At 37.4% G+C, this 21,858-nt stretch carries 22 protein-coding genes; 19 read left to right on the top strand and 3 right to left on the bottom strand.

Annotation, left to right across the window (positions count from 1 at the left end; genetic code table 11):
• Positions 1-2 precede the first annotated feature (2 nt).
• The gene (locus MKY69_RS09390) at positions 3-740 is read left to right on the top strand and encodes a response regulator transcription factor (protein WP_003107762.1); all 738 of its coding nucleotides are present in this window, start codon (positions 3-5) and stop codon (positions 738-740) included.
• A gap of 319 nt (positions 741-1,059) precedes the next feature.
• On the opposite strand, the gene MKY69_RS09385 is transcribed toward MKY69_RS09390, so the two are convergent.
• Positions 1,060-2,186, bottom strand: a protein-coding gene (locus tag MKY69_RS09385) for an IS3 family transposase (RefSeq protein WP_233847614.1) whose coding sequence is annotated in 2 segments (ribosomal slippage) — positions 1,060-1,916 and positions 1,916-2,186 — 1,128 coding nt in all. Because the reading frame shifts where the segments join, the coding sequence is not laid out codon by codon here.
• Between the two features lie 296 nt (positions 2,187-2,482).
• Between MKY69_RS09385 and MKY69_RS09380 the strand changes: the two genes are divergently transcribed.
• The 5 genes from MKY69_RS09380 (at position 2,483) to jag (ending at position 7,205) form a co-directional block, all read left to right on the top strand.
• Complete coding sequence (locus MKY69_RS09380; RefSeq protein ID WP_003107761.1) at positions 2,483-3,685, top strand: argininosuccinate synthase; 1,203 nt, start codon at positions 2,483-2,485, stop codon at positions 3,683-3,685.
• A 39-nt stretch (positions 3,686-3,724) separates the two neighbouring features.
• Positions 3,725-5,110, top strand: a complete 1,386-nt coding sequence (argH, locus tag MKY69_RS09375; protein ID WP_071519100.1) for an argininosuccinate lyase — start codon at positions 3,725-3,727, stop codon at positions 5,108-5,110.
• A gap of 84 nt (positions 5,111-5,194) precedes the next feature.
• Positions 5,195-5,560 (top strand): ribonuclease P protein component, encoded by a 366-nt coding sequence (rnpA, locus tag MKY69_RS09370; RefSeq protein WP_003106032.1) that lies wholly within the window; start codon positions 5,195-5,197, stop codon positions 5,558-5,560.
• Entirely contained in the window at positions 5,544-6,356 is an 813-nt protein-coding gene (locus MKY69_RS09365) for a YidC/Oxa1 family membrane protein insertase (RefSeq protein ID WP_003105313.1), read from the top strand. The genes rnpA and MKY69_RS09365 overlap by 17 nt, the downstream gene beginning before the upstream one ends.
• Positions 6,357-6,365: 9 nt before the next feature.
• On the top strand, positions 6,366-7,205 hold the full coding sequence (jag, locus tag MKY69_RS09360; protein ID WP_340791652.1) for an RNA-binding cell elongation regulator Jag/EloR: 840 nt from the start codon (positions 6,366-6,368) through the stop codon (positions 7,203-7,205).
• A gap of 135 nt (positions 7,206-7,340) precedes the next feature.
• Here the strand turns inward: jag and MKY69_RS09355 are convergent, their stop codons facing one another.
• Positions 7,341-7,808, bottom strand: a complete 468-nt coding sequence (locus tag MKY69_RS09355; RefSeq protein WP_071519102.1) for a hypothetical protein — start codon at positions 7,806-7,808, stop codon at positions 7,341-7,343.
• Positions 7,809-8,022: 214 nt separating this feature from the next.
• On the opposite strand from MKY69_RS09355, the gene MKY69_RS09350 reads away from it, so the two are divergent.
• The 7 genes from MKY69_RS09350 to MKY69_RS09320 all read left to right on the top strand — a co-directional run bounded on the left by MKY69_RS09350 (position 8,023) and on the right by MKY69_RS09320 (position 13,472).
• The gene (locus tag MKY69_RS09350; protein WP_003103907.1) at positions 8,023-8,877 is read left to right on the top strand and encodes an ABC transporter ATP-binding protein; all 855 of its coding nucleotides are present in this window, start codon (positions 8,023-8,025) and stop codon (positions 8,875-8,877) included.
• Positions 8,874-9,728: an ABC transporter permease gene (locus MKY69_RS09345; protein ID WP_003107752.1), complete on the top strand. Its 855-nt coding sequence runs from the start codon at positions 8,874-8,876 to the stop codon at positions 9,726-9,728. Before MKY69_RS09350 ends, MKY69_RS09345 begins: the two co-directional genes overlap by 4 nt.
• Before the next feature lie 102 nt (positions 9,729-9,830).
• Positions 9,831-10,280, top strand: coding sequence for a LytTR family DNA-binding domain-containing protein (locus MKY69_RS09340; protein WP_003102885.1), 450 nt, complete (start codon positions 9,831-9,833; stop codon positions 10,278-10,280).
• Positions 10,281-10,291: 11 nt separating this feature from the next.
• Entirely contained in the window at positions 10,292-10,687 is a 396-nt protein-coding gene (locus MKY69_RS09335; RefSeq protein ID WP_003107750.1) for a DUF3021 domain-containing protein, read from the top strand.
• Between the two features lie 209 nt (positions 10,688-10,896).
• A complete protein-coding gene (gene rpmH / locus MKY69_RS09330) occupies positions 10,897-11,031 on the top strand; it encodes a 50S ribosomal protein L34 (protein ID WP_003102296.1) in 135 nt (44 codons plus the stop codon).
• Positions 11,032-11,242: 211 nt separating this feature from the next.
• Positions 11,243-11,953 carry an N-acetylmannosamine-6-phosphate 2-epimerase gene (locus MKY69_RS09325; protein WP_076751653.1) on the top strand — a complete coding sequence of 237 codons (711 nt, stop codon included), beginning with the start codon at positions 11,243-11,245 and terminating at the stop codon, positions 11,951-11,953.
• A gap of 4 nt (positions 11,954-11,957) precedes the next feature.
• Positions 11,958-13,472, top strand: coding sequence for a PTS transporter subunit EIIC (locus MKY69_RS09320; protein WP_100083714.1), 1,515 nt, complete (start codon positions 11,958-11,960; stop codon positions 13,470-13,472).
• Positions 13,473-13,531: 59 nt separating this feature from the next.
• Here the strand turns inward: MKY69_RS09320 and MKY69_RS09315 are convergent, their stop codons facing one another.
• Positions 13,532-14,344: a MurR/RpiR family transcriptional regulator gene (locus MKY69_RS09315; protein WP_340791633.1), complete on the bottom strand. Its 813-nt coding sequence runs from the start codon at positions 14,342-14,344 to the stop codon at positions 13,532-13,534.
• Between the two features lie 227 nt (positions 14,345-14,571).
• Between MKY69_RS09315 and MKY69_RS09310 the strand changes: the two genes are divergently transcribed.
• The 6 genes from MKY69_RS09310 to MKY69_RS09285 all read left to right on the top strand — a co-directional run bounded on the left by MKY69_RS09310 (position 14,572) and on the right by MKY69_RS09285 (position 21,757).
• Positions 14,572-16,503: a PTS fructose transporter subunit IIABC gene (locus MKY69_RS09310; protein WP_013794456.1), complete on the top strand. Its 1,932-nt coding sequence runs from the start codon at positions 14,572-14,574 to the stop codon at positions 16,501-16,503.
• A gap of 60 nt (positions 16,504-16,563) precedes the next feature.
• Positions 16,564-18,492 carry a BglG family transcription antiterminator gene (locus MKY69_RS09305; protein ID WP_003103531.1) on the top strand — a complete coding sequence of 643 codons (1,929 nt, stop codon included), beginning with the start codon at positions 16,564-16,566 and terminating at the stop codon, positions 18,490-18,492.
• Positions 18,493-18,655: 163 nt separating this feature from the next.
• Complete coding sequence (locus MKY69_RS09300; RefSeq protein ID WP_003107739.1) at positions 18,656-19,429, top strand: TatD family hydrolase; 774 nt, start codon at positions 18,656-18,658, stop codon at positions 19,427-19,429.
• Complete coding sequence (rnmV, locus tag MKY69_RS09295; RefSeq protein ID WP_003105878.1) at positions 19,401-19,985, top strand: ribonuclease M5; 585 nt, start codon at positions 19,401-19,403, stop codon at positions 19,983-19,985. The genes MKY69_RS09300 and rnmV overlap by 29 nt, the downstream gene beginning before the upstream one ends.
• 60 nt (positions 19,986-20,045) lie before the next feature.
• The gene (gene rsmA / locus MKY69_RS09290) at positions 20,046-20,918 is read left to right on the top strand and encodes a 16S rRNA (adenine(1518)-N(6)/adenine(1519)-N(6))-dimethyltransferase RsmA (RefSeq protein WP_003107736.1); all 873 of its coding nucleotides are present in this window, start codon (positions 20,046-20,048) and stop codon (positions 20,916-20,918) included.
• A 2-nt stretch (positions 20,919-20,920) separates the two neighbouring features.
• The gene (locus tag MKY69_RS09285; protein ID WP_004347281.1) at positions 20,921-21,757 is read left to right on the top strand and encodes a putative RNA methyltransferase; all 837 of its coding nucleotides are present in this window, start codon (positions 20,921-20,923) and stop codon (positions 21,755-21,757) included.
• Positions 21,758-21,858 lie beyond the last annotated feature (101 nt).

Here is a 21,858-nt window from a genome sequence, read left to right as displayed (position 1 = left end):
TAATGAACATTTTTATATTAGAAGATGATTTTATCCAGCAAACTCGAATAGAATCAGCAATTGAAAGTATCCTCAAAGAAAATAATATAAGCTGCAAATTTATGGAAGTTTTTTCAAATCCCCAAAAGCTGTATGATGCCATCCTAGAAAAAGGTGACCATCAGATTTTTTTCCTTGATATCGAAATTCAAGGAGAATCACGCAAGGGCTTGGAATTAGCAACTGAAATTCGTCAAAAAGATCCAAATGCAGTTATTGTTTTTGTGACGACTCATTCAGAGTTTGCTCCAATTTCCTATAAATATAAAGTGTCAGCACTTGATTTTATTGATAAGTCGGTTGATACTAAGCAATTTAAGGAACAAATACAAGAATGTATTTTTTACACGAATGAGATGATGTCAAAAAACGAACCAGAAGATCTCTTTATTTTTGAGACACCTCAAACTAGACTAAAAATGCCACTAAAGGATATCCTTTACTTTGCAACTTCAACAACACCCCATAAAGTTTGTTTGTGGACACAAACAGAACGACTCGAGTTTTATGGTAAATTATCTGAAATTCAAGAAGTAGCACCAGAGTTATTTCTCTGTCACCGTTCTTACTTGATTAATCTTGATAATGTTGTTCGAATTGATAAATTTAATCAATTAGTCTATTTTGAAAATGGTGATGATGTTATGGTCTCACGACTCAAAATGAAAAGTTTAATTGAAAAATGGCAAGAATTACACTAAAAATACAAAAAAATAACATTTTAGGATGAAAAATCAACATTTCAGGAAAAAGTCATGCACATTGAGAAATATTGGCTATAATAAATAATGTAAATAAAGACTTAACGTCACTAGTTTATAAGAGTCAATCCCCAATTCAATCAAAATATTGTTTTCTCTCTCTCTCCATAAACAAATAGTATTTTTGATCTGACTCTTCTGAAACTAATGATTAATTCAGTTGTCTTTGTTTGGATAACATATTGACTGATTTTTACATCAGTAAAAAAACTCGGAATCCGGCACTGCACCCCAATAGTGGGACAGAAGAAAAACACTCTTATGAAACCAATTTTCTGAATTGAACAGGAGATTGGTTTTTTAAATGACGTTGAATTCTAGTTTCATTATAAAATGTTATGTAATTTTTAACAATATTTGTTATACTAACTTTGTTGTGTTTTCTCCTATCTTGGAGATAAAAGGTTTCAGTCTTTAAAGCGGAGTGAAACCATTCAATACAGGCGTTATCTGCAGGTGTCCCTTTTCGAGACATTGAGCGGGTAATGCCTTTTTCAATACAAGCGAGATAGTAAGCATGTGATGTATAGACAGATCCTTGATCACTGTGTAATAGGACTCCTGATTCTAAATCAAGTTGATTAAGGGTATCAAGTACAAGATCATTGTCCTGTGTATCTGAAATAGTATAGGCCACAATTTCACGATTATAAAGGTCCATAATAGATGACAAGTATAAGGTAGTTTTTCCAAAGTTGAGATAAGTAATATCTGTAACTAGTTTTTGTAATGGTCTGGTTGCCTTAAAGTCACGGTCTAGCTTATTGTCTGTGACGTAGTATGGCCTACCTAATTTAGGGGACTTCTTTATTCTAGTGCGACATAGCCACCCTCTGCTCTTCATGATACGATAGACTTTCTTTACATTGGCATTAATCCCAAACTCTTTCTTTAGAAGACTTGTAATGGTTCTATAACCATATATAAACTTATATTTTAAGCAGAGCTCTTCAACTTTTTCGATAAGACTATCATGAATAGGAGGCTTGATATTAGATTTCCACCGATAATAGGTTGAGCGTGAGACCTTAAAACAGTCCAGAATAAAACCTAATGGATACTGATATCTGTAGTAATCAACAAGCTTGATGAGTGTTACTTTATCGATTTTCTCATCAAGCTTTGATACTTTTTTAAAAGTTCAACTTGTAGTTTTAATTGCTCAACTTCTGATAACTGTTCCATTCCTTGACCGTAAGTATATTGCTTACCTACAGGTTGATGAAAACGATACGTTTCTCCTTTTTGATACCAGCGCCACCATGTATATATCTGGCTTTTATTTTTAATACCAAGTCTATCCATAATAACTTTTTCGGGCTTACCTGATTTCTTCATTTCAATACAGGCTAATTTGGTTTCTAACGAGTAAGCTTTTTTGACCATAATAAAACACTCCTGATTCTATTTTACTAGAATTCTACAGGAGTGTTTTTCTTGTGTCTCATTTATTGGGTGCAGTGCCTCCCATCCGAGTTTTTTTTTGCCTATATTTGTATAACAATACATTATTTCGCGTAAAAATATTCACTAAGCTGACGTATAAAAATGGTAAATGAAATAATAATACGGTTACAAGGACATATTTATGATTTTTTAGAATAAAAATACCAAAAACTATTGACATTTAAATAAATATACATTAGTATAAACACTAATATTATTTAGAAAAGAGAAATGCTATGTCTAAAGAAAAACTAATTTTAGCTTATTCAGGTGGTTTGGATACTTCTGTTGCCATTGCTTGGTTAAAAGAAAAATATGATGTTGTTGCTGTTTGTATGGATGTTGGTGAAGGAAAAGACTTAGACTTTATCCATGATAAGGCCTTAATGGTTGGTGCTGTCGAATCCTTTGTGATTGATGTTAAAGATCAATTTGCAGAAGAGTTTGTATTGCCAGCATTGCAAGCACATGCTTTTTACGAACAAAAATATCCTCTTATTTCAGCCTTAAGTCGTCCATTGATTTCTCAGAAGTTAGTAGAGATTGCCCATCAAACAAATGCAAGTTTAATTGCTCATGGTTGTACTGGAAAAGGCAACGACCAAGTTCGTTTTGAGGTAGCTATTGCTGCACTTGACCCGGATATTAAAGTTATTGCTCCGGTGAGGGAATGGAAATGGTCGCGTGAGGAAGAAATTAATTTCGCAAAAGAAAATGGTGTACCGGTTCCTGCTGATTTAGACAGTCCCTATTCAATCGATCAAAATCTATGGGGCCGTGCTAATGAATGTGGTGTTCTCGAGAATCCATGGAATCAAGCTCCTGAGGAAGCCTTTGGCATTACAACTTCTCCTGAAAAGGCACCAAACGAGCCGGAATTTGTTGATATTACCTTTAAAGCAGGTAAACCAATTGCTATTAATGGGCAAGATATGCCTTTGGCCAACTTAATTTTAGAATTAAATAAAATAGCTGGTGCTCATGGCGTTGGTCGTATTGATCATGTTGAGAATCGTTTGGTCGGTATTAAGTCTCGTGAAATATATGAGTGCCCCGGAGCGATTACTTTGCTGACGGCACATAAAGAAATTGAAGATATTACCTTGGTTCGCGAATTATCTCACTTTAAACCAATTCTGGAAAATGAAATTTCCAACCTTATTTATAATGGTCTCTGGTTTAATCCAGCAACTGATGCTATCAAAGCTTATATTAAACAAACACAAAAAAATGTTAATGGTATAGCTAAAGTCAAACTATATAAAGGTTCAGCGCAGGTTGTGGCTCGTCAATCTTCAAATTCATTATATGATGAAAACTTGGCTACTTATACAGCTGCGGATAGCTTTGATCAAGATGCGGCAATTGGCTTTATTAAATTATGGGGCTTACCAACTCAAGTGAATGCACAAGTGAACCAAATTAATAATAAAGAATAAGGCAATGCTTATTATTTTCATACAAAAATAGAGGTAATAATGACAAACAATAATAAATTATGGGGTGGACGTTTTGAAGCTGGCCTGGAGAAGTGGGTTGAGACCTTTGGAGCTTCAATTTCTTTTGATCAAAAATTAGCACTTTTTGATATTAAGGCATCTATTGCACATGTTACCATGTTGGGACAAACAGATATTATATCTTCAGATGAAGCAAGTCAAATAAAAGAAGGTCTAAAAGCCTTATTAAAAGAATTTGAATCTGGCCAACTTACTTTTGATATTAGTAACGAAGATATTCATATGAATATTGAGAGTTTACTGACTGAGAAAATTGGACCAGTTGCGGGCAAATTGCATACTGCTCGCTCACGTAATGACCAAGTAGCCACAGATATGCATCTGTACTTAGTAGATATGTTAAAACAAGTGGACGACAAATTGAAGAAGCTAAGACAAGTATTGGTGCAACTTGCCCAAGAGTATGTGGAAACCATTATGCCAGGTTATACGCACTTGCAACATGCCCAACCAATATCGTTTGGGCATCACTTAATGGCTTACTATCAAATGTTTACCAGAGATAGTCAACGGTTTGCCTTTAATATGGAACATACAGATCTATCTCCATTAGGAGCGGCTGCTCTAGCAGGCACAACTTTTCCAATCGAAAGAGAACTATCAGCTGATTTGATGGGCTTCTCGAAAATCTACAGTAATTCTCTAGACGCTGTCTCAGATCGTGATTTCATTTTAGAATTTTTATCTAATTCTAGCCTTTTGATGATGCATATGAGTCGTTTATGTGAAGAGCTTATTAACTGGTCCTCATTTGAATATCAGTTTATCACCCTTTCCGATACTTTTTCTACGGGTTCTTCAATTATGCCTCAGAAGAAAAATCCCGACATGGCAGAGCTAATTCGGGGGAAAACAGGACGGGTTTATGGCAATCTCTTCTCCCTGTTGACTGTCATGAAGGCTCTGCCATTGGCCTACAATAAAGACTTACAAGAAGATAAAGAAGGCATGTTTGATACGGCAGAGACAATTACGGTGGCCGTGGATATCCTGGCTGGGATGTTGTCAACGATGACGGTTAATAAGGAAAAAATGGCTAGCGCCACGCAGAAGGACTTCTCAAATGCGACTGAGCTAGCAGACTATTTGGCGTCTAAGGGAGTTCCATTCAGAAAAGCCCATGAGATAGTTGGGAAACTAGTTTTAGAGGCTACAAAAGGTGGTTACTACCTGCAGGATATAACTCTTGATGATTATAAAAAGATATCGGAAGTTATAGAAGAAGACATCTACGACAAACTAAGCTCCAAACAAGCTGTCGCTCGTCGAACGTCTTTAGGTGGAACAGCATTTAGTCAAGTGACAGAACAAATTAAAAAAGCTCTAAGTGAACTTGAAAATTAGTATGAAAGCTTTAATCTCTATAGGTTGAGGCTTTTTTCACTTTTATGGTATAATAGTAATAATATAGATAGTTGGAGTTAAATTTTGAAGAAATCCTATCGTGTCAAGCGTGAGAAAGATTTTCAAGCCATTTTTGATGGTGGAGAAAGTACGGCAAATCGTAAATTTGTCATTTATTTTTTAAATGAAAAAGAAGACCAAAACCATTTTCGTTTAGGTATATCAGTAGGCAAACGCCTAGGTAATGCGGTAACACGAAATGCTGTTAAAAGAAAAATACGACATGTCATCATGGAATTTTCAGAAAGTCTGAAGCCAACCGATTTTGTCATCATTGCCCGCAAAGGCGTAGAAGAGTTAGAGTATCAGGAAGTTAGACAAAATCTAAAACATGTCTTAAAACTAGCACATTTGCTCGAGGAAGGTTTTGAAAGTGAAGAAACAGATTAAAATTGCAAGTCTCGTTCCCTTAGCACTATTATTAGCTGCTTGTGGAAGAGGTAATGTCTCAGCCAACTCATCTAATGGATGGGACCAATTGGTTTATTTTTTTGGAAAGTCCATCCAATGGCTATCCTTTAATGGTAGTATTGGTGTAGGGATTATTCTTTTCACCCTAATTATCAGAATTTTGCTGATGCCTTTATTTAATATTCAAATTAAATCAAGTCAGCGCATGCAAGATTTGCAACCTGAATTAAAAGAGTTGCAAACTAAGTATGCTGGGAAAGACACAGAAAGCCGCATGGCCTTAGCTGAGGAAAGTCAGGCTCTCTATAAGCGTAACGGTGTTAATCCCTATGCTAGTATTTTCCCACTATTAATTCAAATGCCAGTGATGATTGCTTTATTCCAAGCCTTGTCACGTGTTCCTTTTTTAAGAGAAGGTTCCTTCTTATGGATTGAATTAGCAAAAGCAGATCCTTATTTTATTTTGCCAATTCTGGCCGCTTTGTTCACGTTCTTATCAACATGGTTAACTAACCTTGCCGCTAAGGAAAAGAACATGGTGATGACAATGATGACCTATGCAATGCCCTTAATGATTTTCTTCATGGGAATTAGCTTGGCTAGTGGGGTTGTCTTATATTGGACTGTGTCCAATGCTTTCCAAGTCTTCCAACTCTTGCTTTTAAATAATCCATTCAAGATTCTTGAAGAGCGTAGACGTGAGGCGGAAGCAGAAAAACTATTACAAAGTAAAGAACGACGTGCCCGTAAAAAAGCGCGTAGACAAAAGAAATAGGAGTTAATTATGGTAGTGTATACAGGTAAAACTGTTGAAGAAGCAATCCAAAAGGGGCTTCAAGAATTGCAATTGCTACGCCAAAAAGCCCATATTAAAGTTATTTCAAAAGAAAAAAAAGGCTTTTTAGGTTTTGGTAAAAAGTTAGCACAGGTTGATATTGAAGGGATTAACGAGAGGACAGTCTACAAGGCTGATAAAAAAGCTGTCAGTGGCGTGCCCGACGAAATTAACCGTCAGAATGCACCAGTTGTCAACCCAAGTAAACCAGTTCAAAAAGAAGCAGTCGTTGAAGAAAAGATTTCTGAATCAGCAGTTAGTGAAGAACCAACAAAAGAACAGTCATTTGAAGAATTTGTAGCTCAAGAATTTACTGAGGATACAATCAGTAAAGATATTGAAAAAGCTTCAGCAGATGTGACTGACTATGTTAAAAAGATTATCTATGAAATGGATATCGAGGCTAGTCTAGAGACAAGTTATAATCGTCGTCAAATCAACATTCAAGTTGAGACACAAGAAGCAGGACGTGTAATCGGTTACCATGGAAAAGTCTTGAAATCATTACAATTATTAGCTCAAAACTTTCTACATGATCATTATTCAAAAAATTTTGCTGTTAATTTGAATGTCCATGATTACGTTGAACACCGCACAGAAACTTTGATTGACTTCACACAAAAAGTGGCCAATCGTGTTCTGGAAAGTGAAGAAGACTATACTATGGACCCAATGAGTAACAGTGAACGTAAAATTGTCCACAAAACAATTTCTACAATCGAAGGCGTAACAAGTTATTCAGAAGGAAACGATCCAAACCGCTACGTCGTTGTCAGTTTAGAAAATTAAAAAAAGAAGACAGATTTCATCTGTTCTCTTTTTTAATTCTTTTTCTCGAGTTTTAATCATTTAAAGCTCCGATAGTTAGATTTCTTATGTATGAATCTATATTCTATTTCTAGTAAAAAAGATAAGCTAATGAGCTTATCTTTTTTTGCGTAGTTGGTTATTAATCCAATCTTGTGAGTCTTGGTAAAGGGCCATCATATTAGGTAAGTGACCTGTGTTGGCATAAATCATTAAACGATGGTTTTGGTTATACCAACCGGCTAAATCTCTTGAAGCATGTTCAAATGTGCTTGGTATTTCTTCTGTAAAGGAAATTTGATGGCAGTTCATTGTGTCATTCTTACTGATTATAAATGTGATTGTGGCACCAAACCAGTCAAAAGCGAAAGCTGAGGCTTTTTCTTCTTTGAGAATAGCTAAGCTGACATCAGACTGGCCGGCTAAGAAGCGCAAGCTATTCTCTTGCCGAGTCAATTCTGGGAACCATTTCTGCAAACCAGAAGTAGTGGCTAATAAGCTCCAGAAGTCGTCGATATGACCCTTAATGTCATATGTTAATGTTAATGTGTAACCAGTTTCGGTCGGTAATAATTTCTTGTTCATTAGTCTATTCTAACAAGATGAGGCAATTATGACAAGGGCACTTTTTAAAATTGGAACTTTAGAAAAAGATTGCTCAGCTGTGCATGGGATTCTCAGCAAATCTATTCCAACTACGATTTCACCTCTTAGCGTCCTTTTTTTACCACTAAGCATAAAAGTTGTCACAGGTAGTCTTTTCCTTGGTAAGATTAGTTTGTACCAAGGAGGACGAAAGATGTTAATTACAGCAAGAAATATTATCAAATCGTATGGCAAAAAACAAGTCTTAAAAGGTTTAGATCTGGAAATTGAAAAAGGGTCAATGGTTGCTTACTTAGGAACCAATGGTGCAGGCAAGTCAACGACTATCAATATCTTATCAGGTTTGTTGGCTTTAGATTCAGGACAAGTCATTAGAGATAAACACCTTAAAATGGGGATGGTCTTTCAGGATAGTGTCCTTGATGGTGAATTGAGTGTCGCTGCCAACCTAAAAAATAGATTGCATATGTACAAAGCAGCAGATAAGGACTGGCTTAAGCATTTGATTGAGATCACCAAGATTCAACCAATCCTAAAGCAAAAATATCAAAGTCTCTCAGGTGGTCAAAAAAGACGGGTTGACATTGTTCGAGCATTAATTAATAAGCCTGATATCCTTTTCTTAGATGAGCCAACAACAGGATTGGATATTCAAAGCCGTGAATTGATCTGGTATTTATTTAATACTTTACAAAAAGAAGAAGGTTTAACTATCTTTTTAACAACTCACTATTTGGAAGAAGCGGAAACAGCTGACAAAGTTTATGTTATTGACAATGGAAACATCTTAGCTAGTGGCAAACCTAGTCAATTAATTGCGGACTATGCCAAATCGCAATTGATTTTGGAAATGACTAGCGCTGAAGCAATGCCTGAGCAAGAATTTATAGAGCTAGAACCGGGCCGTTACTTTATAGAAGGTTTAAAAACACAAGAAGTTATCACCCTACTCAATCAATACCAAAAAGAAATTAGTAGCTTCAGTTTCCAAGAAGGCACTTTGAACGAAGCATTCTTAACTCTGACAGGAAAGGAAATCCAAGCATGAAAGCAACAATTGAGCGTCACTTGAAATTATATTTTAGTAGTAAAGTAGGAGTCTTCTTCTCCTTACTTGGGGCCTTACTAGCCTTCGTTCTTTACATTCTATTTCTCCAAAACAACTTAGTTATCAGTTGGAAAGATAGTATGCCCAAACCTGAAAAAATCTTAGATCTCTGGATTATGGGGGGTGTACTTACTGTAACAGGCATTACAACCAGTTGGGCTGCCCTTTCTCGGATCGTCTCAGATAAAGAACGTCATGTTTGGCAGGATTTGATTCTAACAGATGTTAGTCCGTTAAGTATCACACTGGGTTATATCCTCAGCGCCAGCCTCATCAGTTTCATAATGCAAATTTTAGTTGGGTTGGTCATGGCTTTCTACTTCAAGCAGGAAGACGGATTGGTCATATCGACAAAATTGATTCCTCAACTCTTACAGGTTGCCTTACTCTCTAGTCTTCAAGGTTCTCTGTTTGCGACCACTGTTCTGCAATTTGTCAACAAAATGTCCCTCGAAAGTAGCCTCTCAACCTTGGTTGGAACGGCTTCCGGTTTCTTGGTTGGGGTTTATATGCCAATAGGTGTCCTACCAGATTCAGCACAGCAATTAGTCAAATTTGTACCTGGTGCATATGTTGCATCATTGTTCCGTCACATCTTGCTGGATGCTAAAGTTGAGAGCTTTGGTCAAGCGGGAATTCATTTCAGCAAGTTCATGGGTATTGGCTTGGAGTGGGATAAGTTAACAACGAAAGTCCAGGATTATCAGATTGTTTTAGCAATTATTGCAGGGCAGTTACTTATTTTAGCCATCATCTTGATGCTTAAAAGAAAGAATAAATTAACTGATTGAGACCACTTATCCTCATAATCTTACCTGATACCAAGTTTCTGCTTACAAGCCATATCATTTCTGATATGATACAAGTAAAGAAATAAAGCATGAGGTATCAAAATGAAATGGTTGTTTAAGGAAAATCCTAATAAAGAAGAGATTGAACTTGTCATTGCTAAAGAAAGTTATGATCAAGAAGTGGCTGCCCTAGTGGATTATTTACAAGGATTTAAAGCTATGAAAGCTGATGTTTTAGCAGTTAAAATAGAAGATAGTATTCAACTGCTTAAATTAACTGAAATTATTGCTGTAGAAGTTGACGGTGATTACTTAGATATCATGACGAGCCAAGGGCAATATCATACGAGGGAACGCTTATATAAACTGAAGGAGAAATTGCCAAGCAGTAATTTTATCCAGGTTTCAAAGCAAAGTCTGATTAATATTAATCATTTAATCCGATTGGAAGCTTCTTTCTCTGGAAATATGCTTGCTATTTTAAGTCAAAAAAATAAAGTGATTATTAGTCGTCGCTACGTCAAAGAATTAGAAAAAAGTCTGGGACTTTAGGAGGAAAAATCATGAAAAAAATAATAAATACTTATATCTATGGGATTGGTATTGGAGGGATTATTTATTCCTTATCACTACTCTTTAGTGATGTAAATTCGCAAACTATTTCAAACATTGTCTCTTGTTTATTTATCAGTGGCTTTATGGGATTAGCATCACTGATTTATGATATAGAAAAACTCCCCTTTCTATATAAAAGTTTGATTCATTTAATTAGTATCAGTAGTCTGGTTTACTTAATGAATATTTACAATGGTTGGTTGAACCCTAATCAATATCTTGGTTTTTTCATCCAGTTTCTCATTATTTATCTAATTATCTGGGCCATCGTTTTCTATCTCAACTATAGTACAAGCAATACAATTAATAAAAAGTTGAAAGAAAAGCGTGTGAAGAAACAATAGAATTTATTTAGCACAGAAAAAGTCTTCCAATGGGAGGATTTTTTCAATGATCTTATAAGATCGTTGAAAAAGAGGAACTACTCGAGATATTTTAAATTTATCTTGACAAGCCACCCTATATGTTATAGAATATTAAGGTATGTTTAGTAACTGATATCACAAAAATAGCCGGCTAAACGAATACGAAAATCTATGAGGAGGTATTCACTGTGAAACGTACTTATCAACCAAGTAAAATCCGTCGTCAACGTAAACACGGATTCCGTCACCGTATGGCAACTAAAAACGGACGTCGCGTGCTTGCGAGCCGTCGTCGTAAAGGACGCAAAGTATTATCAGCTTAATTGCAATTGATACGAATACAAACAAATAAAACCAAGAGTGCTCGAGACTCTTGGTTTTTTTGTATGCTCTGAAACTAGTTTTAAGAAAAGCTGCCAATTTTTGCTGCTTTTGAAAGTCAATTCTAAATGGCTACAACCTATTGAAAACGATTTTATAGTTGATATAATGAAGATTGTTAAGAAAGAAACAAAGCAAAAGAAAGGATGACACATGTTACATCAAACAAGTAAAGAAGATTTGCGAATTGCCTTCAAAGATGGCATCATCGTCTCTTGTCAGGCTCTGCCAGGAGAACCCTTGTATTCTGACAGTGGTGGCATTATGCCCCTGATGGCCAAGGCTGCAGAGGAAGCGGGAGCTGTTGGGATTCGAGCTAACTCCGTTCGTGACATTAAAGAGATACAAGCTGTGACGGCTTTGCCAATCATCGGAATTATTAAGAAAGAGTATCCACCTCAAGAGCCCTTTATCACAGCGACCATGGCCGAGGTTGACCAGCTGGCTGAGCTTGAGATTGCAGTCATCGCGCTAGATTGTACCAAGCGTCCCCGCTATGATGGTTTGACCATCCGTGAATTCATTCAGCAAGTCAAAGACAAGTACCCCAATCAACTACTGATGGCTGATGTTTCGACTTTCGAGGAAGGAAAAGAAGCTTATGAGGCCGGTGTTGATTTTGTTGGAACGACCCTTTCAGGCTACACTAGTTATAGTCGGCAATCCGATGGACCTGACTTAGAGCTGATTGATCAATTGTGCCAAGCTGGCATTGACGTGATTGCTGAAGGGAAGGTTCATTATCCTGAACAAGCCAAAGCCATCAAGGATTTAGGCGTCTTTGGTATTGTTGTTGGAGGCGCCATCACTCGGCCAAAAGAAATCGCTGAACGGTTTATTGAAGCAGTGAGAAAAGGAGATTAATGATATGGATTTTAAAAAATTTTCTAAATTAGGTCAAGCATTTATGTTACCAATTTCAATCTTACCTGTGGCAGGTTTATTGTTAGGAATTGGTGGTGCACTTTCTAATGCCAACGCAATTGCTCAGTTTCCTGTTTTAGACCAACCATGGTTACAAGCAATTTTCACTATAATGAGCACTGCTGGGAATGCAGTCTTTGCTAATATTGCTTTAATTTTTGCTATTGGTGTTGCCGTTGGGCTAGCTGATGCTGACAAAGGAACAGCTGGACTTTCTGGTGGAGTTGCTTACTTAGTTTTCACTGCAACGATTAGTGGGTTTTTAACTTTATATTCAGCAAAAGATGCTAAAATTGACACAGGAGTTTTGGGTGCATTGGTGATCGGTCTAGTAGTTGCAAGTTTACATAATAAATATCGAAAAATTGAATTGCCAGCCTTCTTAGGTTTCTTTGGAGGCTCTCGTTTTATCCCAATTATTTCTTCTTTTACAGCAATTGCAATTGGAGCAATCTTCTATATTATTTGGCCACCAGTTCAAAATGGACTTGTTGTTCTAGGAGAAAAAATTGCTGTTATGGGCAGTTTTGGAACATTTTTATATGGATTCTTTCTACGTTTAACTGGAGCAGTTGGACTTCACCATACCATTTATCCCATGTTTTGGTATACCTCATTAGGTGGTAGTGAAGAGGTTGCTGGGAAGACAGTTGTTGGAGCTCAAAATATCTTCTTTGCTCAACTAGCTGATTCTCATCATACTGGTCTCTTTACTTATGGGACACGTTTCTTTGCAGGACGTTTTGCAACAATGATGTTTGGTTTACCAGCAGCCTGTCTTGCTATGTACCATTCAATTCCAAAAATCAACCGTAAAAAAGTAGGTAGTTTTTATTCAAGTAGTGCTTTAACTTCCTTGTTAACAGGGATTACTGAACCAATTGAATTTGCTTTCTTGTTTGTTGCCCCTTGGTTATATATTGTGCATGCTTTCTTAGATGGTTGTTCATTCCTAGTTGCTGATTTACTTCAGATTCGGATTGGTAATTCCTTCTCTGGAGGTTTGATTGACTTTCTGATCTTTGGCGTTTTGCAAGGTAATTCGCATACAAATTGGATGCTAGTTATTCCTGTTGGTATTATTTGGTTCCTTATTTATTACTTTGTTTTTAGATTCTGTGTAAGTAAATTTCATGTTCTGGTTCCAGGGATGGAAATGACAACTGAAACAAATTCTGATAACCAAGTTAATGAACAAGGCAAATCAAGTAATTTACGTGATCTTTCTTTATTAATTATTAAAGCCCTAGGTGGTGATAGTAATATTGAAGATGTGACTGCTTGTGCCACAAGATTACGAGTCTCTTTAGCAGACAGTAGTAAAGTTGATAAAGAAACTTTGAAATCAATTGGAGCTACAGCTGTCCTTGATGTTAAAAATGGCATACAGGCTATCTATGGTGGTAAAGCTATTCTCTATAGTCAAGAAATAAACCAATTATTAAATCGTGAAGAATAATTACCAACTAACATTCCTCCTAAACAAAAAAACTCTCAAAATTTGATTTTGGGAGTTTTTTAATTGATGATTGTTTTTTCAAAGATGTGCTCTTTTTTATCTCGATCGATTTCCAGCACATAAGCGTAGATGATGTCCATCATAATCAACAAGGGGAACTGCGGTGAAACCCGATTGCCATAGTTGAGCTGATGGGTCGAAGAGACGTTGATAATGTCTAACTGATCAGAAAAGTACTTCTGATTGCGCGTGGTAATGAGGGTTGTTTTGGCGCCATTAGCAGCTGCTTTTTCCAAAGCTTTGATAACTGAGGTGGTATTTCCTGATAAAGAAAAACCAATCACTAGACAGTTCTTATTGACCAAGCTATTGGCCCAAGTGAATCCATCGGTGTCAGAGTAGGCATCACAGATGATACCAAGACGCATAAAGCGCAGCTTCATTTCTTGAGCCACTAAGGCAGAGGAACCCTTCCCATAGAAATAAATCCGTTCAGCCTGGTCAACTTGTTCGGCCAAGCTCTGCAATTTTTCCTCATCGACCAAACTATAGGTCTTATTAATGAGGGTGTCATAGTCGACCAGAACGCGTTTAGTGACGTCGCGGTTGATGTCTTGGAATGTTGATTCGGAAGCTTGGATTGCTTGGAGATAGTCAAAGGTAAAGGACCGATAGCCCGAGTAGCCACATTTCTTGGCGAAACGGGTCAGAGCGGCTTGTGAGACATGCAGACGTTGAACAATCAGACGCGATGAAATGTGTGCATCGTCCAAATCATTATCAATAAAAAAGTGACCAATACTCATCTCAAGAGGTGTCATTTGCGAGAAAGCATCTTCAATCTTGGCTTTTATTTGTAGTTTTTTAGTCATAAGCATGCTCCTTTTTATGGAATTTAAAAGTCTAAAATAATCATATCATAAAAAGTAACCGTTTTAGTAATTCTTACAGCTTATATCAAATTTATTAGAATTTATATGTGTTTATAGTCCACTTATGTCAAAAAGTTCCGTTATAACGGAACTTGTTTCCTCTTAACTTCATGTAAAGGCTTTGCTATACTTAAATAGTAATGAATATCTCATAAAAGGAGAAACAGATGAAAAAGATTGTTGCTATTACGTCTTGTCCGGTGGGGATTGCCCACACTTACATGGCGGCGGAAAATTTGGAAAAGGCAGGTAGAGAACTTGGTGTGGAACTTAAGGTTGAAACACATGGCTCAATTGGTCGTGAAAATGAATTGACTGCTGCTGACATTGCTGAAGCCGAAGGTGTAATCATTGCGGCGGATACTAATGTTGACAAGTCACGTTTTGCTGGTAAATTATTGGTTGAACGTGGGGTCCAAGATGGCATCCATCATAGTAAAGAATTGATTGAAAAAATTCTTAATAAGGATGCAAAAGCCTATGTAGCAACTGGTGCAGAATTGGAAGTTCAAGAAGAAAAAGAAGAAAAACTTGGTAAGAAAGTCTACAAAAGTTTAATGAATGGTGTATCTTATATGGTACCATTTGTTGTAACTGGAGGGTTGATGATTGCCGTTGCTCTTTCACTTGGTGGCAAACCTACAGCAAGTGGTTTGCAAGTTCCTCCAGGTACTTTCTGGGCGACTTTATTAACACTTGGTGGCGCAGCAATGGGCTTGATGGTTCCAGTTTTATCAGCTTTTATTGCACATAGTATTGCCGACCGTCCCGGTTTAGTTCCTGGCTTTGTTGGTGGGATGTTAGCTGCTAATGCCTCTTTATATGGTGGAACTGCTAATGCTGGCTTTATTGGTGGGATTATTACTGGTTTCCTAGCTGGTTTTGTAGCTCTTTGGATTAAAAAATGGCCAGTACCCAAAACTATTCAATCAATTATGCCAATCATTGTTATACCAATTTTATCAACTTTTATTGTTGGTTTCTTATTCATTTATGTCATTGGCGGACCAGTAGCTTGGCTCTTTAAATCGTTAACAAGCTTCCTTGCAGGCATGCAAGGTGGTAGTCAAGTTATTTTAGCAATGATTCTAGGTGCGATGATTGCCTTTGATATGGGTGGTCCATTCAACAAAGTTGCTTTCCTCTTTGGTTCAGGCTTAATTGCAGATGGTAATTATAAAATTATGGGTCCAATTGCTGTAGCTATCTGTATCCCACCATTATCGCTAGGTGTTGCCTCAATAGTTCTAAAAAACAAATTTAACAAAGCTGAAAGAGAAGCTGGTAAAGCCTCACTTGCAATGGGACTATTTGGTATCACCGAAGGTGCCATTCCATTTGCCACAACTGACCCAATTCGCGTTATACCAAGTATCGTCGTAGGCTCAATGGCCGGTAGCGTTGTTGCCATGTTGTCAGGTGTTACTGACCACGTTGCGCACGGGGGCCCAATTGTCGCTGTACTCGGAGCCGTTGACCATGTCCTAATGTTCTTCGTTGCTGTCCTTGTCGGAATTGCAGTGACAGTGATCATGCTTCACTTCTTAAAACCAACACTTCAAGTGGTTCCAGTAGGTGTAGGCTCTGTATCTGCTGAGCCAGTAGCCAACCAAGAAAAACACGAAGACATGTCAGAATCAACTCTCGGTGACATCTCCCAACTATTATCAGATGAAACAATTACTTTAGATTTACCGAATACAAGTAAAGAAGCAGTTATTTCAGATCTTGCAAGTCGTATTGTATCAACTGGAAATGTGACAGAGCAAGCAGGACTAGAAGCTGATATTTATGGTCGTGAAGGTGAAAGTACAACTGGTATTGGTATGGGAATTGCTATACCTCATGCTAAATCAACCTATGTTAAGAAACCAACCTTAGCATTTGGACGTTCAACAGCAGGTGTTGACTGGCAATCACTTGATAATGAGCTAGCTCATTTAGTTTTTATGATTGCAGTTCCAGCTGATAATAAAGATGATGTTCATTTAAAAATTCTTCAACGTTTATCTCGTAAATTGATGGATAACGATTTCCGTCAGTCTTTACTAGATGCGCCAACTAAAGAAGACGTCAAAGCATTATTAAATAGTTTATAAGCAAAATCGATATGCTAAAATAGTAGCATATCGATTTTCAAGTATAGAAAGAGTAGTAAAGTGATTAATTCAAGACAGCTTAACCTGATAGAAATTTTAATTAGAGCAGAAGGCTATCTGACTGTTAGTCAACTCAGTCAACAAATAGCAGTTTCTGAGCGAACTTTGCAAAAGGACTTAAATCATCTGCAGTTGATGATGCAAGACACTAAATTGCCAATTAGCCTTGATCGAAAAAAAGGAACAGGAATTTTATTCAGAGGATTGTCCTACGATAAAGAAAAGTTCCAGCAGATTCTTTTGAAAAATCAGGCTAACTCAATGATTAATCAAGAACTACAAGATTTATTAATTTTCCATATGTTACAGGTTCCAGATGAGAAAATAAGTCTGACAGACTTAGCCAATCAGCTATTTGTTAATCGGAAAGTCATTCAAGATGAGATTAAGGTACTAAGAAGTTATTTTGAACAGTACCACTTACAATTACTTTCAAAACCAGGTGTTGGAATTCAAGTCATTGGCAAAGAACAAGACAAGCGTAGGCTTCTCGTCAAGACCCTAGCTAATATCAAACAATCAGGCTCAAAAAGTCCTAGCTTAAAAGAGTTTTTTAAACAGGACCGACTTAAGGTCATTCAAGACTGCTTGAAAGAAGTATTAACTGATAATCAGGTTGACATGGTCAGTGATTTGTCCAACATTGAAATACACATCTATTTTATGTTAGAACGGATGAAATTGGAACGTGATATCTTACTGAGTCAGTCCGAAATTGAAGCCGTTGAGGATAGTAAAGCGCAAGAATTAAGTAGCCAAGTCTTAGCTAAATTAACCACCATTTATCCCATTAATTTCTCTCCAGGCGAAATAAATTATCTAGCTATTAGAATAGCTAGCACCATTCCGTCGGTTAGATCAGCATTTACCTTTGATGCTGAAGCAACTCAATTAATGGACTATCTTGTTGGCCAAGTTGATGAGATGTTTAATTACCAGTTAAAAGAAGATGACCTACTCAAAAAAAATCTCTTATCTCATCTATCATCGACCTATTTCAGATTGAATTATGGCTTATCCATTACCAATCCCTTAACAGAAGATGTCTTTAGAGCCTTTCCCCAATTATTCTTAGTAATTCAATTGACTTTGGATGATTACTTTAAACAACGTAAACAGTTTGTTCCACAAGAAGAAATTGCCTACTTAGCCATTCATTTTCAATCAGCAATTGAACGACAAAAATATCGTAAGCACAGAAATTACCAAGTTGTCTTAGTTAGTGAGTACTCTAAAGCAATGGCTACCTTTATTGAAGCTCGCTTACAAAGAGAGTTACCAGAATTACAGGTCAAAGAATTAGTTCAATATAAAGAATTCTCACCTCAAAGAGATTTTACGGGGATTGATTTTATCTTGTCAACAGTCCCATTTTCTCACCCAGAAGTAGCTGTTTTACCCATTTCGCCGATGATTAGTGATAAAGACCTAAGAGCGATTGAAAAGTATATGCTTGAGAACAGTCCTAGCCAACAAAAGAAAAATTTTGATATCGCCCGCTTCACCCAACCATTTTTAATCTATCCCCAACTCAAATTGACAAATCCAGAGGACATATTAACCTTTTTAGGAAACAATTTAGTGGCTAATGGCTATACAGAAGCTCAATTTGTTGATGAACTCTTGTCACGAGACAGGGTTTCGAGTACCCGTGTTGCACCATTTATTACCCTGCCACATGCCAATCCCAACTATGTTAAAAAGTCGATTATTTCAATTGCTAGCTTACCTCAATCTATTGATTGGCATGGTGAAGCAATTTCTCTCGTAATTATGATTGCTGTTACCAAAGACCAACTCAAAGATAAGGAATTCAAAAAATTATTCTCCCTGATTCACTACATTGCAAAAGACAGTCGCTTACTCGAACGACTCTGTCAAACCAAAAATGTCCTGGAACTATTGAGTCTTCTATCCTCCTATGAATAAGGTCAGACACTGTCTGGCCTTATTCAATTGCTATCGCAGTGATTCCAATCTAGATATGGTATAATAAGAGCCGAGAGAAACCTTCCCAAAACAGAGCTTTGCTTTAGAGCACAGCCATTCCCAAGAAACAAACAGAGGAAGGATGAATGAAAGGATGCCAGAAATGATCAGTATATTTGATACCCATACCCATTTGAATGTGGAGAATTTCATTGGTAAAGAAGATGAAGAGCTAGCCTTGGCTAAGGAAATGGGGGTGACGGCTCACAATGTTGTTGGATTTGACAAAGAGACAATTGAAGGCGCCTTAGCTTTAGCAAACAAGTACCCAGAGGTGTATGCCACCATTGGTTGGCACCCAACTGAGGCTGGTTCCTATACGAAAGACATTGAAGAGATGATAATTGCTAATTTGGAAAATGAAAAAGTCATTGCTTTGGGTGAAATTGGCTTAGACTATCATTGGATGGAAGATCCTAAAGAAGTCCAAATAGAGGTTTTTAAACGTCAAATTCAATTATCAAAAGATTACAATCTTCCCTTTGTTGTACACACTCGTGATGCCTTGGAAGATACTTATCAGGTGATTAAAGAAGTTGGCGTAGGACCTTGCGGAGGCATCATGCATTCTTACAGTGGCAGCTTGGACATGGCACAAAAATTTATCGAGCTGGGAATGCTGATTTCATTCTCTGGTGTAGTAACTTTTAAGAAAGCAACCGATATTCAAGAGGCTGCGCAAGCCATTCCCCTAGATAAAATGCTGGTTGAAACAGATGCGCCCTATCTTGCGCCGGTTCCAAAACGGGGTCGCGAGAACCATACAGCCTATACCCGTTACGTGGTTGATAAAATTGCCCAGCTACGTGGGCTGACTTCTGAAGAAGTTGCAGCAGTAACGACAGCTAATGCCAAGAGGATATTTAACATTGACTAAAAAAATTAAGATTCAAGAAGTCGTCGTTGTAGAAGGTAAGGATGATACTGCTAATCTCCGACGTTTCTATGAAGTTGACACTTATGAAACAAGAGGGTCAGCAATTAACGAAGCTGACCTAGAGAGAATTGACCGCCTCAATCAGCTGCGCGGCGTAATTGTCTTCACCGATCCAGACTACAATGGCGAACGCATTCGTAAAATCATCATGCAAGCTGTACCGACAGTTCGCCATGCCTTTTTAAACCGTGATGAAGCCGTACCAGGGTCTAAATCAAAAGGGCGTTCATTAGGTGTCGAGCATGCCTCATTTGAAGACTTACAAAAAGCCTTGTCCAAAGTTACCCAAACCTATGATGACCCAAATGAATTTGATATCACTAAAGAAGACCTGGTTAAACTTGGACTGCTCTTGGGTGGAGACAGTCGCAAACGTCGAGAATATCTGGGGGAGACACTGAGAATTGGTTATTGTAACGGTAAACAGTTGTTGTCAAGACTAGAACTCTTTGGGATCAGCTTAACTGAAGTTGAAGATGCTATGGCAAAATTTTAAAAGCTAGTCCTTGTAATTATGCTACAATAGAGAAAACAAATTAGTGGGAAATAATATTAAATGAGAATTGCAGACTATAATGTAACCCGTGCTATTTTAGAACATCATGGCTTTACATTTAAAAAATCTTTCGGTCAAAATTTTTTGACGGATACCAATATTTTACAAAAAATTGTTGACACGGCTGAGATTGATCGAAATGTCAATGTTATTGAAATTGGTCCTGGTATTGGTGCTTTAACTGAATTTATAGCTGAGAATGCGGCGGAAGTAATGGCCTTTGAAATTGATGATCGTTTGATTCCGATTTTAAAAGATACCTTGAGAGACTTTGATAATGTTCAGTTGGTTAATCAAGACATCTTAAAAGCCGATTTACAAACTCAGATTAAGGCTTTCAAAAATCCAGAATTACCAATTAAAGTAGTAGCTAACCTGCCTTACTACATCACGACACCAATTTTGATGCACTTAATCGACAGCAAAATTCCATTCCAAGAGTTCGTTGTCATGATGCAACGTGAGGTGGCTGATCGAATTTCCGCAGAGCCTAATACAAAAGCTTATGGTTCTTTATCAATTGCTGTTCAGTACTATATGGATGCAAAGGTGGCCTTTATAGTCCCAAGAACGGTCTTCGTTCCTGCGCCAAATGTTGACTCTGCCATTTTAAAAATGACACGTCGCGACCAACCATTGGTTGCTGTTCAAGATGAGGATTTCTTGTTTAGAGTTTCCAAAGCTAGCTTTGTGCACCGTCGTAAAACCCTGTGGAACAATTTGACTAGTCATTTTGGCAAGACTGAAGAAATCAAAGCTAATTTAACAAAAGCCTTAGAGATATCGGAAATTAGCCCAAGCATCCGTGGTGAAGCTTTATCCATTGAGCAATTTGGGAAATTAGCGGACGCCCTTAGGGAAGTAGGATTTTAAGTATGATTGACAAAAGGCTCCGCTTTGAAGATAGTCACAGCTTTTTTGCCTGCCCTAACTGTCAGAATCCACTTCAGAAAGTCCATAATAGCCTGAAATGTGCTAATAATCACACTTTTGATTTGTCTAAATTTGGTTATGTCAATTTGCTTGGTGGTAAAAAAGTGGATGACCATTACAGTAAAGAATCATTTGAAAATCGCCAATTGATCTTGGAACGTGGCTATTATGACCATATTCTGGATGGAATTCATGCGTTTTTGCAAGCTCATTCAGAGCTTGGCTCTGTACTTGATGTTGGTTGTGGGGAAGGGTTCTACTCACGCCAGTTGATTGATCAGTTGGACAAGGATTTCTTGGCTTTTGATATTTCTAAAGACTCTGTCCAGATAGCCGCTAGGAGCGATCAGAGCCGCTTGGTTAAATGGTTTGTTTCTGATTTGGTACACCTGCCGATTCAAAAGAAAAGCATCGATTGTATTTTAGATATCTTTTCACCGGCCAACTATGGGGAATTTAAGCGTGTCTTGACTGAACAAGGCCTTTTGCTAAAGGTTGTGCCGACTGAAAAACATGTTCAGGAGTTGCGAGGCAAGGTAGCTCATCTTCTTAAAGGCGATGGCTATTCTAATCAGAAAATCCTTAATCATCTGCAGGAATCACTTGAGATAGTTGAAGAACAAGAGCTGACAGCGACATTGACCTGTAGTCCAGAAGAACGTGATGCTTTTATTCAGATGACCCCATTACTGTTCAATGTTAATAAGGAAGCCATTGATTTCTCAGATGTCACACAGATCACAGTTTCCGCCATACTAATAGTCGCAAAAGCGAAATAAAAAAAGACAGGCTAGAGGTGCTGCACCTCAATAATGGGATAGAAGAAAAATACTCTTATGGAACCAATTTTCTGAATTGAACAGAAGATTGTTTTTTTAAA

Source organism: Streptococcus sp. FSL R7-0212, assembly GCF_038007985.1.
GTDB lineage: Bacteria > Bacillota > Bacilli > Lactobacillales > Streptococcaceae > Streptococcus > Streptococcus parauberis.
Note: the sequence above shows the minus strand (reverse complement) of the source record. Positions and strands in the feature narration are given on the sequence as shown.

Bases quoted from the DNA above. Each gene is read 5' to 3' on its own strand.
- MKY69_RS09390 (WP_003107762.1), top strand. From the start codon at position 3: ATGAACATTTTTATATTAGAAGATGATTTTATCCAGCAAACTCGAATA.
- MKY69_RS09380 (WP_003107761.1), top strand. From the start codon at position 2,483: ATGTCTAAAGAAAAACTAATTTTAGCTTATTCAGGTGGTTTGGATACT.
- argH (WP_071519100.1), top strand. From the start codon at position 3,725: ATGACAAACAATAATAAATTATGGGGTGGACGTTTTGAAGCTGGCCTG.
- jag (WP_340791652.1), top strand. From the start codon at position 6,366: ATGGTAGTGTATACAGGTAAAACTGTTGAAGAAGCAATCCAAAAGGGG.
- MKY69_RS09355 (WP_071519102.1), bottom strand. From the start codon at position 7,808: ATGAACAAGAAATTATTACCGACCGAAACTGGTTACACATTAACATTA.
- MKY69_RS09350 (WP_003103907.1), top strand. From the start codon at position 8,023: ATGTTAATTACAGCAAGAAATATTATCAAATCGTATGGCAAAAAACAA.
- MKY69_RS09345 (WP_003107752.1), top strand. From the start codon at position 8,874: ATGAAAGCAACAATTGAGCGTCACTTGAAATTATATTTTAGTAGTAAA.
- MKY69_RS09340 (WP_003102885.1), top strand. From the start codon at position 9,831: ATGAAATGGTTGTTTAAGGAAAATCCTAATAAAGAAGAGATTGAACTT.
- MKY69_RS09335 (WP_003107750.1), top strand. From the start codon at position 10,292: ATGAAAAAAATAATAAATACTTATATCTATGGGATTGGTATTGGAGGG.
- MKY69_RS09325 (WP_076751653.1), top strand. From the start codon at position 11,243: ATGTTACATCAAACAAGTAAAGAAGATTTGCGAATTGCCTTCAAAGAT.
- MKY69_RS09320 (WP_100083714.1), top strand. From the start codon at position 11,958: ATGGATTTTAAAAAATTTTCTAAATTAGGTCAAGCATTTATGTTACCA.
- MKY69_RS09315 (WP_340791633.1), bottom strand. From the start codon at position 14,344: ATGACTAAAAAACTACAAATAAAAGCCAAGATTGAAGATGCTTTCTCG.
- MKY69_RS09310 (WP_013794456.1), top strand. From the start codon at position 14,572: ATGAAAAAGATTGTTGCTATTACGTCTTGTCCGGTGGGGATTGCCCAC.
- MKY69_RS09300 (WP_003107739.1), top strand. From the start codon at position 18,656: ATGATCAGTATATTTGATACCCATACCCATTTGAATGTGGAGAATTTC.
- rnmV (WP_003105878.1), top strand. From the start codon at position 19,401: ATGCCAAGAGGATATTTAACATTGACTAAAAAAATTAAGATTCAAGAA.
- rsmA (WP_003107736.1), top strand. From the start codon at position 20,046: ATGAGAATTGCAGACTATAATGTAACCCGTGCTATTTTAGAACATCAT.
- MKY69_RS09285 (WP_004347281.1), top strand. From the start codon at position 20,921: ATGATTGACAAAAGGCTCCGCTTTGAAGATAGTCACAGCTTTTTTGCC.